Source organism: Cupriavidus pampae, from assembly GCF_914271485.1.
GTDB lineage: Bacteria > Pseudomonadota > Gammaproteobacteria > Burkholderiales > Burkholderiaceae > Cupriavidus > Cupriavidus pampae.
On sequence record NZ_CAJZAG010000007.1, the window covers coordinates 251,022 to 263,476 of the forward strand.

Sequence of the window (12,455 nt, forward strand, 5' to 3'; positions counted from 1 at the left end):
CCGCGCATCGCAGGTCAAGCATCACGGGAGAGCCGCCATGACCACCGTTGTAGCCAGTGCACCGATATTCGAGCCATCGTGGACCGACGCCATGGTGATGCAGCACGTCACGTCGATTGCCGACGGACCGCTGGCCGATGCGGCCTACCGCATCGATCACGAAGGGCATTACCCACGCGAGATCATGGCCAGCCTCGGCAAGGCCGGCGCATTCGCCGCGCACCTGTCCGGCAGCGGCGGCCGCTATGGCCTCGCGCTCGATGCCATGCGCGCGATCAGCCGGCGTTGCGGCTCCACTGGGTTTCTTGCGTGGTGTCACGACGTGTGTGGTCTCTATATGGAGGCCTCGGGCAATCCGGCGCTGCAACGGTTGCTGGCCACGCATGCAACGGGTCAGACGCTCGGCGGGACGGCACTGTCCAATCCCATGAAGGCATTCGCGGGCATCGAGAAGATGCTGCTGCGCGCCACGCGTGTCGCGGGGGGCTATCGCGTGAGCGGCGCACTGCCATGGGTCAGCCATATCGCGCCGGGACAGTACTGCGGGGCGATCGCCACCGTGTATCGCGATGACGGCACGGCGTCTCACGACATCATGTTCATGCTCCATTGCACGGGCGCCGTGACGCTGCGCCAGTGTCCCGAGTTCTCCGGGATGGAAGGCACGAGCACATGGGGCGTGCGCGTGGACGACCTGTTCGTCGGCGAGGACCTGCTGATCGCCGATCCGGCGCAGCCGTTCATCGCGCGCATTCGCGCGGCGTTCATCCTGCTGCAGATCGGCATGGCGACGGGCATCGTGCAGGGCAGTATCGACGCGATGCAGGAAGTGGAGCCGTTGCTCGGCCACGTGAACCGCTTCCTCAGCGACCGGCCCGACGAGATGCAGGGCGAGCTCGACGAGCTCGAGCAGCGCGTGGCGCGGCTGGCGGCGAATCCGTTCGATGGCAGCAAGGACTATCTGCTGGACGTGCTGGATGCGCGCGCGCAGGGCGCCGAGCTCGCGTTGCGTGCGTCGCAGTCCGCGCTGCTGCATCAGGGGGCGCGCGGCTACCTCGTGAGCGCGGCCGCGCAACGGCGCATTCGCGAGGCGCATTTCGCGGCGATCGTCACGCCGGCCATCAAGCATCTGCGCTGGGAAATGGCGCGCCTGTCGCGCGAGGAGGTGCCGGCATGAGCGCGATGACGACACCATGGCGCCAGTTCATCTGCCGCGCGTGCGGGCTCATCTATGACGAAGAGAAGGGCGACGCCGACAGCGGCCTCGCGCCTGGCACGCGCTTCGAGGACATTCCCGACGACTGGGAATGCCCGTTGTGCGGCGTCGTCAAGGCCGACTTCGAACCGTATGTCGTCGTCATGATGCCGCCGGCGGCATCGCCCGCGCCGGTGGCCGCGCGTGGCCGCGGCATCGTGGTCGTCGGCGCGGGCATCGCGGGATGGAGCGCGGTGGAAGCGATCCGCCGGCTCGATGCCGATGTCCCCATCACGATGGTGACGTCCTGCGCGGGCGATCGCTATCACAAGCCCGAATTGTCTATCGCGTTGAGCCGTGGCATGGCCCCCGCATCGCTGGTGCGTGAGACGGCCACCGATGCGGCGCGTCGGCTGGGTGTGCGCTTGCTTGCCGAAACCTTCGTCGTCGGCCTCACGCCGGCGACGCATCAGCTACGCACCACGCGCGGCACGCTGCCCTACACGCATCTGGTCATGGCGATGGGCGCGCGACCCGCGATGCCCGCGGTGCTGCCGCCATCGCTGTGCTGGCGCGTCAACGACCTTGCCGGATGGAGCCGCCTGCAGGCGCGCATCGGCGACGGCCGGCGCCGCATCGCCATCGTCGGTGCCGGCATGATCGGCTGCGAACTCGCGGAAGACTTCGCGCGCGCGGGCCACGACGTCACGCTCATCGACGTGCAGCCGCTGCCGCTGGGCAACATGCTGCCGGAAGCCGCGGCGCTGCGGCTACGCGCGGGCCTCGCGCAGATCGGCGTGAAGTTTGCGGGCACTCGCGTGGTGGCCGGCCTCACGCAAACGGCCGACGGCGGCAAGCGTCTGACCCTGAGCGACGGCGCGACGATCGATGCCGACGAGGTTGTCGTGGCGACCGGCCTCGTCACCGACAGCCGCGTGGCACGTGGCGCGGGACTTGCATTCGACAAGGGCATCGTTGTCGACGCGCGGACGCTCGAAACGAGCGCGCGCGATGTCTACGCATTGGGCGATTGCATCAGCCTGGACGGCGCGCCGTGCCGCTTTATCGAGCCGATTGCGCAGCAGGCGGCGGCCATTGCGCATGCGGTGACGGGCCTCGGCGATACACGCTACGAACATCGCCAGCCCGTGGTGCGGCTCAAGACGCGATCCGTACCCATCGTGGTGCGTGGCACGCCCATGCGCGACGGCGAATGGCGCGTGCTCGACGACACGGCCGATTTTCTTCATATGCAGCAGTGGCACGACGGTGTGGCTATCGCGACGCTGCAGGCGGGTACCGCCAGACAGGCCATCGCAGCCTGAGCATTCCCGAGTATTTCCCAAACGACCTATCAACGATTCAGGGGTGCCCGAGATGAACGAACCGACCAAGCGAGGCGATCAGAGCCTGTACCGACCCTACGATGCGGACACGTCGCTGTCCGGCTGCCAGTGCGGCCAGCATCATTCGCAGGCGGCGCACGACCGCGCGAGCGATGCCGAATCGCTCTCGAACGACTTCGTCGAGGCGGCGGCCGTGCGCGCGCTGTTTCCCGAGGACGCGACACGCCGCAACCTGCTGAAGGCCGTCGGCGCCAGCGCCGTCATGGCCGCGGTGGGCTCGCTGCTGCCGATGGGCGACCTGCGCGCGGCCGTGCTGGAGAAGCCGGGCACGCTCGAGAAGAAGTCGCTGAAGGTCGGCTTTATCCCGATCAACTGCGCCACGCCGCTGATCATGGCGTCGCCGATGGGCATGTACGAGGCGCAGGGCCTCGACGTCACGCTGGTCAAGACCGCGGGCTGGGCGCTCGTGCGGGACCAGATGCTCAATCGCGAGCTCGATGCCTCGCACTTCCTCGCGCCGATGCCGCTGGCCATCTCGATGGGCCTCGGCTCGTCCGCCCAGCCGATGCGCGTGGCCACGATCCAGAACATCAACGGCCAGGCCATCACGCTCGCGCTCAAGCACAAGGACAATCGCGATCCGCGCAACTGGAAGGGCTTCAAGTTCGCGATTCCGTTCGAATACTCGATGCACAACTTCCTGCTCCGATACTACCTCGCGGAGCATGGGCTCGACCCGGATCGCGACGTGCAGCTGCGCGTGACGCCGCCGGCGGAGATGATCGCGAACCTGCGCGCGGGCAATATCGATGGCTTCCTCGGGCCGGATCCGTTCAATCAGCGCGCCGTGTACGACCAGATCGGCTTTATCCATATCCTGTCGAAGGAAATCTGGAATGGCCACCCTTGCTGCGCGTTCGGCACGTCGCAGGCCTTTATCGAGCAGAACCCCAATACGTTCGCCGCGCTGTACCGCTCGGTGCTCAATGCGGCCGCCATGGCGCGCAAGCAGGAGAACCGCGCCGAGATCGCCAAGGCCATCGCGCCCGCGAACTACCTGAACCAGCCGGAGACCGTGATCCTGCAGGCGCTGAGTGGGCGCTTTGCCGACGGTCTCGGCAAGGTCCGGAACGAACCCGATCGCGCGGACTTCGACCCGATGCCGTGGTACTCGATGGCGACATGGATGCTCACGCAGATGAAGCGCTGGGGCTACATCAAGGGTGACGTCAACTATCAGCAGATTGCGCAGCAGGTGTTCCTGCTGACCGACGCGCAGAAGCAGATGGCGGCGCTCGGCATGACCGAAGGCGCCAACGCCGGCAAGAACGGCAACCGCCCGATCACGGTCATGGGCAAGGTGTACGACGCCAGCGCGCCGCAGCGCTACGTCGACAGCTTCGACATCAAGCGCGCCTGAGACAGGGGGAGTCATGACGACGCAAGTGAAGATTCGCGCCGCGATCCTGTCGCTGGTCATGCTGTTGCTGCTGCTCGGCATCTGGCAGGTCTCTACGCAACCGAGAAGCGTGGCCGCACCGCATGTCGCGCAGGGCGGCGCCGATGCCGACGCCGCCGAGTATGCGTTGCTGATGGGTCAGGCACCGCCGTCGGGCGCCGCGCAAAGCGCGGGCGAGAAACGCGCGTCCGGCTTCCCGACGCCTGCGCAGTTCGCCACGGTGGCGTTGGGACATCTCAAGAGCCCGTTCTACGATCGCGGTCCCAACGACAAGGGCGTCGGCATCCAGCTCGCTCACTCGCTCGTGCGCGTGGGCCTCGGGTATCTGCTCGCCATGATCGTTGCCATCCCGCTCGGCTTCGTCATCGGCATGTCGCCGCTGCTCTACCGCGCGATCGACCCGTTCGTGCAGGTGCTCAAGCCGATCTCGCCACTCGCATGGATGCCCATCGCGCTGTACACGATCCAGGATTCGACGGTCTCGGGCATCTTCGTGATCTTTATCTGCTCGATCTGGCCGATGCTGATCAACACGGCGTTCGGCGTGGCGGGCGTGCGCAAGGACTGGCTCAACGTGGCCCGCACGCTCGAGGTCACGCCGCTGCGCAAGGCGTTCCGCGTGGTGCTGCCCGCGGCCGCGCCGACCATCATCACGGGCATGCGGATTTCCATGGGCATTGCGTGGTTGGTGATCGTCGCGGCGGAGATGTTGATCGGCGGCAGTGGTATCGGCTACTTCCTGTGGAACGAATGGAACAACCTGTCGCTCTCCAACGTCATCTTCGCGGTGCTCGTGATCGGCGTGGTGGGGATGGTGCTGGATATGCTGTTTGCGCGGCTTCAACTGAAGGTGAGTTATGCGGAATAAGAACGCGGTGTTCCTCTCGGTCCAGGCGCTGAGCAAGCGCTATCGCCCCGACCTGCCGCCGGTGTTCGAGAACGTCGGCTTCGAGATCGAGCGCGGCGAGTTCGTCTGCGTGATCGGCCATTCGGGCTGCGGCAAGAGCACGATCCTCAATGTGCTGGCGGGCCTCGAAGAGGCGAGCGGCGGCTACGTGATCATGGACGGCAAGGAAGTCTCCGGCCCGAGCCTCGATCGCGGTGTCGTGTTCCAGGGGCACGCGCTCATGCCGTGGTTGACGGTGGAGCAGAACATCGCGTTCGCGGTGCGCTCGCGGCATCCGGACTGGTCGCGCCGGCAGATCGCCGAGCATGGCGCGCGCTTTATCGAGATGGTCGGCCTGACGGCCGCCGCGAGGAAGAAGCCGTCGGAACTGTCGGGCGGCATGAAGCAGCGGGTGGGCATTGCGCGCGCGTTCTCGGTGGAGCCGAAGATGCTGCTGCTGGACGAGCCGTTCGGCGCGCTCGATGCGCTCACGCGCGGCGTGATTCAGGACGAGCTGCTCAGGATCTGCGCGGCCACGCACCAGACCGTGTTCATGATCACGCACGACGTGGACGAGGCGATTCTGCTCGCGGACAAGATCTTCCTGATGAGCAACGGTCCCAAGGCGCGCATCGCCGAGATCGTCGTCAACACGCTGCCGCGGGCGCGCACCCGGGAGACGATTCATCACGATCCGCAGTTCTATCGCATTCGCAACCACCTCGTCGATTTTCTCGTTCGTCGTTCCACGACGATCCAGCAACGCTCGGGCGATGTTGCCGAGCTGCCCGTCACGCGTATCGTCCGCCCCGGCCTCGAGACGGGTGACGACACCGCGTTCGTTCTTACCGCTTAACCACAACCTGCCAGGAGGCAACATGATTTCCAGCCGTGAAGAAGTGACCCAGATGATCGTTTCCGCCAAGGTCCGCAAAGGCATCAAGTGGGCGGACGTGGCCGAGCTGACCGGCATGTCGAAGGAATGGACGACGGCGGGCTGCCTCGGCCAGATGACGTTCGACAAGCCGCAGGCCGAGGCCATCGGCAAGCTGTTCGAACTGTCGGACGAGGCCGTGGCATGGCTGCAGGTGGTCCCATACAAGGGTTCGCTGCCCACCGCCGTGCCGACGGATCCGCTGATCTATCGCTGGTACGAACTGGTCAACGTGTATGGCACGACGATCAAGGAACTGATCCACGAGGAGTTCGGCGACGGCATCATGAGCGCGATCGACTTCTCAATGGATATCCAGCGTACGCACGATCCGAAGGGCGATCGCGTGAACGTCGTGCTGTCGGGCAAGTTCCTGCCGTACAAGACGTACTAAGCTGTCCGCATGTCCGCTCTCATCGAACCCTTCTTCGATCCCGTGTCCGCCACGTTCACGTACGTCGTGCGCGCGGAAGGCGACGCGCGCTGCGCGATCATCGACCCCGTGCTCGGCCTCGACGTGCGGCATGGGCGCGTGCTCACGGAGCCGGCCGATCGTGTGGCGGACTATGTGCGCGCGCATGGGCTCGAGGTGCAGTGGCTGCTGGAGACGCACGTGCATGCCGACCACGTGTCGGCCTCCTCGTATCTGAAATCGCAGTTGGGCGGGCGGATCGGTATCAGTGAGCATATCGTGCAGGTACAGCGCGCGTTCGGCGAGACGTTCAATCTCGCTGGAATGCGCAGCCCTGCTGGCGCTGAGTTCGACCGTCTATTCCGCGACAACGAGTCGTTCTCCATCGGGACGTTGCAGGCAAGCACGATGCACCTTCCCGGCCATACACCGGCGGACATGGCATATCGCATTGACGGCGATACAGTGTTCATCGGCGATACGCTGTTCTTTCCCGATGTCGGCACGGCACGTTGCGACTTCCCGGGTGGCGATGCGACCAAACTGTACCGCTCGATCCGGCGTCTGCTCTCGTTGCCGCCGGAAACGCGTCTTTATCTCTGCCACGACTATCCACCGGCGAGTCGTCCGCAGCTCCGGTGGCAAACAGACGTTCTTACTCAGCGTCGCGACAACGTCCACATGCGTGACGAGATGTCGATCGAAGATTTCGTCGCCATGCGCACCACGCGCGATGCTACGCTGGCATTGCCGAACCTCTACTTCCCGGCGGTGCAGATAAATATTCGCGCGGGTCGGATGCCCGAGGCTGAGGATAATGGCACGTCCTATCTGAAGCTACCGCTCGCCGCGCATGAGTGACTAGGAGGAAGGTCCGAAGACGGCGTTGCTGAGTACAGCAGATCGTCGGCATTCGCCTTGCCACGTCTTCGTCCAGGAAGTCACCCACTTCTGGTCCAAACTGTCACCGCAAACTCACCCCCTCGCCCTCCGAGGGGGGGCTCAGCACCATCCCCGCGTCATCCCCTTCAGCGTTTCCCCAATTTCGCGCACGCCGCGCACCAAAATCCGCCATCGCTACCCCCGTCCCAAGGGGAAACCCCAGTTTTATTGCTGGCACGATGTGTGCAACATGTTTGCTAAACAATACTGAGTAATTGCAATGCAATACCAAGCGCGCATCGAAACCAAGCGAGAAGCATGAACATCGACGACTACCAAAATCTGGACGGCCTGGGCATGGCCGAGCTGCTGGAGCAGGGCGAGACCACCTCTGATGCGCTGACGCGTTGCGCGATCGAGCTTGCCGAGGCGTGGAATCCAACCCTGAACGCGATTACCTATCCGCGCTATGAAGAGTCCCTGGCGATTGCCGAGACATGGCAGCCGCGCGGCGCGTTTCGCGGCATTCCATTCCTGCTCAAGGATTCGGGCTTCGCGCATCGGCGCTTTCCGTCGAGTATCGGATCGCGGTTGTTTGATGACACCACCTATCCGTTCGATGCGACGGTGGCCGGCCGCTTCGAAGAAGCCGGACTGATCCCGTTCGCGAGGTCGACGGTGTCCGAGCTGTGCATGGGCGCGTCCACCGAAGCACGACGCAACGGCGCCCCCACACGCAATCCGTGGGATCTCGGCCGTTCGGTGGGCGGTTCCAGCGGTGGCGCCGCGGCCGCCGTGGCCGCGCGCATCGTGCCGGTGGCGCACGGCAGCGACGGCGGCGGTTCGATCCGGATTCCCGCAGCGTGCTGCGGCGTGTATGGCCTCAAGCCATCACGCGGGCGCGTGCCGATGGGTCCCGCGCGTGGCGAAGGGTGGGGTGGCATGGCCTCCGATGGTGTGCTCAGCGTGACTGTGCGCGACACCGCCGCAGCCATGGACCATATCAGCGGATATGAGCCCGGCGCGCCGTACGCGGCGCCACCGCAGACCGAGTCGTATCTGGAGGTGGTCAGGCTCGCGACCCGGCAACTCGATGGCGCAGCCCGCATGCCGCTGCGCATCGGCATCCTGCGCGAAGGCTGGAACGGTATCGGCATCGTCCCCGAATGCGATGCGGCCGTGACCCATACCGCCAGGCTGCTGACTTCGCTTGGTCATGACGTAACGGACGCCAAGCTACCGACGCTCGACTACTCGGGCTTCGTGCTCGCGCACGGCAACATTCTCGCCACCAACGTCGCGCTGGCCGTGGACACGCGCCTCAAGGCCGTCGGCCGCGCCTTGCGCGACGACGATATCGAGCCCGTGCTGGCCAAGGCCTATGTCATTGGCAAGAGCCTCGATGCCGCGACCTACGTGGATGCCGTGCAGCGCCTGCATGCGATCGGCCGCGCGTTCGCCACGACGATGCGTGACTACGACCTGCTGCTCACGCCCACGCTGACCACGCTGCCCGCGGAGCTCGGCTTTCTCGCGCTTGACGTCGACCTGCCGTTCCGCGACTTTCGCGAGCGCGCCGCGCACTACGCGACGTTCCTTGCCGTGATCAATGCGGCCGGCCTGCCCGCCGCGAGCCTGCCGCTGTCGTGGACGGACGCGGGGCTGCCGGTGGCCACGCAGCTGATCGGTCATTTCGGACGCGAGGATATGGTGCTCGCGCTGTCCGCTCAGCTCGAGGCATTGGCACCGTGGTCGCACCGCAAGCCAACGCTCGCCCGGACCTGAACTCCGGTACGCACGCCATCAACGCCCCTATCAAACGTTCGATATCCAAGGAATCCGGCATGAAACTGCTCACTTCCACTTTCTCCCGCTGGCTCGCCCCGCGCGTGGCGCCGCTCGTCATGCCCGTCATGACGGCCGTGGTCACCGCTCTCGCGCCTGCCGCCGCGCACGCTCAGCCGCCCGCCACCGCGCGCATCGTGCTGCACGCACCGTTGCGCGTACTGGATCCGGTGCTGACCAACGCGTACATCACGCGCAATCATGGCTACCTGGTCTACGACACGCTGTTCGCGATGGATGCCGCCGGCAAGCCGCAGCCGCAGATGGTGGAGACATGGAAGGTCTCGGCCGACCAACTGGAGTACTCGTTCACGCTGCGCAAGGGCCTCAAGTTCCATGACGGCTCGGCGGTGACCGCGGACGATGTGGTGGCGTCCCTCAAGCGCTGGGGCGAGCGCGATCCGATGGGGCAGCGCCTGGTGGCGGCAATGGACAAGATGGAAGCCGCCGGCACCGATACCGTGACAATCCGCCTCAAGCGTCCGTTCGGCCTGATGCTCGACGCACTGGCCAAGCCCGGCTCGCCGGTGCCGTTCATCATGCCTAAACGCATTGCGGCCACACTGGCCTCACAGGCAATCACCGAGGTGGTGGGGTCGGGACCGTACAAGTTCGTGCCCGCTGATTTCCAGCCGGGCGTCAAGGCAACGTATGTCAAGTTCACCGACTACGTACCGCGCAAGGAGGCGCCGTCGTCCTTCGCCGGCGCGAAGGTCGCGCTGGTCGATCGCATCGAACTGGTCAATATCTCCGACGCGCAGACCGCCGTCAACGCGCTGCGCAGCGGGGAGGTGGACTTCGTCGAAGACGTGCCACCGGACCTGATGCCGCAACTGGAAGGCGTGAAAGCCGTCGCACTCAAGCCGTACGGCAAGAACAGCAACGCGTTCACGCTGCGCATGAACTGGCACCAGCCGCCATTCAACAACGTCAAGGTGCGCCGCGCCGCGCTGGCCGCGCTCTACGAGGTCGATTACCTCGACGCGCAGATTGGCGATGCCAATGTCTACCAGGTGTGCGGCGCGGTACTGACGTGCGTGTCGCCGTACGCCTCGGAGGATGGCGCAACGCAAACGAAGAAGCCCGATCTCGCGCGCGCCAAGGCGCTGCTGAAGGAGAGCGGTTACGACGGCACCAAGGTCGTGATCCTGCATCCGACCGACCTGCCAATCATCTCGAGCTTTGCCTCGGTCACCGCGCAGACCCTCAAGCAGATCGGCATGAACGTGGAGATCCAGTCGATGGACTGGGCCACGCTTCTCGCGCGCCGCACCAAAAAGGAACCGGTCGCGCAGGGCGGCTGGAGCGTCTTCCATTCGAGCTTCAGCAGCCTGGATCTGCTGAGTCCGATCGTCAATCCGAACCTCGACGGCCGCGGCGAAGCCGGCTACGTCGGCTGGTCGCGCAATGACGAGATGGAGAAGCTGCGCGATCAGTTCGCGCAGGAAAGCGATGTCGCCAAACGGAAGCAGATCGCCACGGCGATCCAGAAGCTCTCGTACGAGCAGGTCTTCTTCGTGCCGCTGGGCGGGTACTCGAAGTACAAGGGCTACAGCAAGCGCCTGGCCAATATGGTCGATGCACCGCTGCCGCTGTTCTGGGCCGGCAAGCCCTGACGTGACGGCAACGCGCAGGCAAGGAGGCAACCCATGCTAGAAATCGTCATCAAGCGGCTGATCTCGACCATCCCGGTGATGCTGACCGTGGCCACGCTCGTATTTCTGCTGCTACGGCTCGCGCCCGGAGATCCGGCGCGCGTGATTGCCGGAGACATGGCCAGCGAAGACACCATCACGCAGATCCGCGGCGAGATGGGGCTCGATCAGTCGGTGGGCACGCAGTACGTCCGCTGGCTCGCCGCATTGGCGCAGGGTGATCTTGGTCACTCGGTACTGTCGAAGCAGCCCGTGTCCACGCTGATCGCCGCGCGGCTCGGTCCGACGTTCTCGCTCGCGGGCGGAGCGATCCTGCTGACCATCGCACTGGCCATTCCGCTCGGCGTGCTGGCCGCGTGGCGGCATCGACGGCTGGCCGATCGCGGCATCATGGCCGGGGCGGTCCTCGCGTTCTCGGTGCCCGCGTTCGTGGTCGGCTATCTGCTGATACTGGTGTTCTCGGTCAAGCTGAACTGGCTACCGGTGCAGGGCTATACGCCGCTGGCCGAGGGCGTCGGCGAGTATCTGTCGCACCTGGTATTGCCGGTGATCACGCTGGCAACGATCTTCGTGGCGCTGATCACGCGCATCACCCGCGCCAGCGTGCTCGACGTGCTCGGCGAAGACTTCGTGCGCACCGCGCGCGCCAAGGGCGTGACCGAGCGCTTCGTACTGTTCCGCCACGCACTGCGTAACGCGGCGATTCCCATCGTCACCGTGGTCGGTGTGGCGTTGACCACGCTGATCAGCGGCGTGGTGGTCACGGAGACGGTATTCAACATCTCGGGCGTTGGGCGGCTCATCGTCGATGCCGTGCTCTCGCGTGACTATCCGGTCGTGCAGGGAACGATTCTGTTCTTCTCGTTCCTGTATGTGTTTATCAACCTGCTGATCGACATCGCCTATGTTGTGCTCGATCCGCGCATCCGCTACTGACGTGGTGGACGGAGTCGAATCATGAGTTTCTCCGCGACCCTCGGAACTGCACGGCGCGCCACGCGTGCCGTGGCGGGCGACCGTGCGATGCTGATCGCGCTGTGCCTGCTGCTGTTGCTCGTGGTGGCATCGATCTGCGCGCCGTACATCGCGCAGCACGATCCGGCCTCGCTGTCGCCGCGCATGCGTCTCAAGCCTGCGTCGGCCGAATACTGGCTCGGCACCGACTCGCTCGGCCGCGATCTGCTGGCCCGCGTGCTCTACGGCGGCCGCCTGTCGATCATGCTGGCGGCGCTGGTCAGCGTGCTCTCGGTGGTGATCGGTCTCGCCATCGGCCTTGCGGCCGGCTTCGTGCGGCGGCTCGATGCCCCGGTGATGCGTCTGATGGACGGCATCATGGCCGTGCCGGGGCTGCTGCTGGCCGTGGCCATGGTGGCGCTCGGCGGCGCCAATATCGTGACGATGGTGCTGGCCATCGCGATTCCGGAGATTCCGCGCATTGCACGGCTGGTGCGCAGCGTGGTGCTGTCGGTGCGCGAAGAGCCGTATGTGGAAGCCTCGGTCGGCGCTGGCACGCCCGCGTTGACCGTGCTGTGGCGCCACATCATGCCGAGCACGATCAATCCGCTCGTGGTGCAGGCCACGTTCGTGTGTGCGGCCGCGATCCTGACCGAGGCGGTGCTGGGCTTCCTCGGCCTGGGCTTTCCGCCAGAGATTCCGAGCCTCGGCACGATCATCGCCGAAGGCCGTCCCTACTTCCAGCGGGCGCCATGGATCGTGCTCTATCCGGGCGTGTTCCTCGCGTTGCTGATTCTGTCCGTCAACGTATTCGGTGACGCGCTGCGCGATCGCCTCGACCCGCGCCTGTCGCGCACGAGAAAGGGCTGATGATGTCGCGATCCACA

The 12,455-nt window shown here is 65.4% G+C and carries 11 protein-coding genes; all 11 read left to right on the forward strand.

Annotated features, from left to right (window positions below):
• Positions 1–37: 37 nt before the first annotated feature.
• The 11 genes from LDO41_RS18780 (at position 38) to LDO41_RS18830 (ending at position 12,438) form a co-directional block, all read left to right on the forward strand.
• Positions 38–1,177 (forward strand): acyl-CoA dehydrogenase family protein, encoded by a 1,140-nt coding sequence (locus LDO41_RS18780; RefSeq protein ID WP_223990939.1) that lies wholly within the window; start codon positions 38–40, stop codon positions 1,175–1,177.
• Positions 1,174–2,520, forward strand: coding sequence for an FAD-dependent oxidoreductase (locus LDO41_RS18785; RefSeq protein ID WP_223990941.1), 1,347 nt, complete (start codon positions 1,174–1,176; stop codon positions 2,518–2,520). The genes LDO41_RS18780 and LDO41_RS18785 overlap by 4 nt, the downstream gene beginning before the upstream one ends.
• Before the next feature lie 52 nt (positions 2,521–2,572).
• The gene (locus tag LDO41_RS18790; protein WP_223990943.1) at positions 2,573–3,961 is read left to right on the forward strand and encodes a CmpA/NrtA family ABC transporter substrate-binding protein; all 1,389 of its coding nucleotides are present in this window, start codon (positions 2,573–2,575) and stop codon (positions 3,959–3,961) included.
• Positions 3,962–3,974: 13 nt separating this feature from the next.
• The gene (ntrB, locus tag LDO41_RS18795; protein ID WP_223990945.1) at positions 3,975–4,868 is read left to right on the forward strand and encodes a nitrate ABC transporter permease; all 894 of its coding nucleotides are present in this window, start codon (positions 3,975–3,977) and stop codon (positions 4,866–4,868) included.
• Positions 4,858–5,742 carry an ABC transporter ATP-binding protein gene (locus tag LDO41_RS18800; protein WP_223990947.1) on the forward strand — a complete coding sequence of 295 codons (885 nt, stop codon included), beginning with the start codon at positions 4,858–4,860 and terminating at the stop codon, positions 5,740–5,742. Before ntrB ends, LDO41_RS18800 begins: the two co-directional genes overlap by 11 nt.
• Before the next feature lie 22 nt (positions 5,743–5,764).
• Positions 5,765–6,214, forward strand: a complete 450-nt coding sequence (gene cynS, locus LDO41_RS18805) for a cyanase (protein ID WP_150375335.1) — start codon at positions 5,765–5,767, stop codon at positions 6,212–6,214.
• A gap of 9 nt (positions 6,215–6,223) precedes the next feature.
• Positions 6,224–7,093 carry an MBL fold metallo-hydrolase gene (locus LDO41_RS18810; protein WP_223990949.1) on the forward strand — a complete coding sequence of 290 codons (870 nt, stop codon included), beginning with the start codon at positions 6,224–6,226 and terminating at the stop codon, positions 7,091–7,093.
• 339 nt (positions 7,094–7,432) lie between these two features.
• Positions 7,433–8,899, forward strand: a complete 1,467-nt coding sequence (locus tag LDO41_RS18815) for an amidase (protein WP_223990951.1) — start codon at positions 7,433–7,435, stop codon at positions 8,897–8,899.
• Between the two features lie 59 nt (positions 8,900–8,958).
• The gene (locus LDO41_RS18820) at positions 8,959–10,575 is read left to right on the forward strand and encodes an ABC transporter substrate-binding protein (RefSeq protein WP_223990953.1); all 1,617 of its coding nucleotides are present in this window, start codon (positions 8,959–8,961) and stop codon (positions 10,573–10,575) included.
• A 33-nt stretch (positions 10,576–10,608) separates the two neighbouring features.
• Positions 10,609–11,550 carry an ABC transporter permease gene (locus LDO41_RS18825; protein ID WP_223990955.1) on the forward strand — a complete coding sequence of 314 codons (942 nt, stop codon included), beginning with the start codon at positions 10,609–10,611 and terminating at the stop codon, positions 11,548–11,550.
• 21 nt (positions 11,551–11,571) lie between these two features.
• Positions 11,572–12,438 carry an ABC transporter permease gene (locus LDO41_RS18830; RefSeq protein WP_223990957.1) on the forward strand — a complete coding sequence of 289 codons (867 nt, stop codon included), beginning with the start codon at positions 11,572–11,574 and terminating at the stop codon, positions 12,436–12,438.
• Positions 12,439–12,455: the final 17 nt, after the last annotated feature.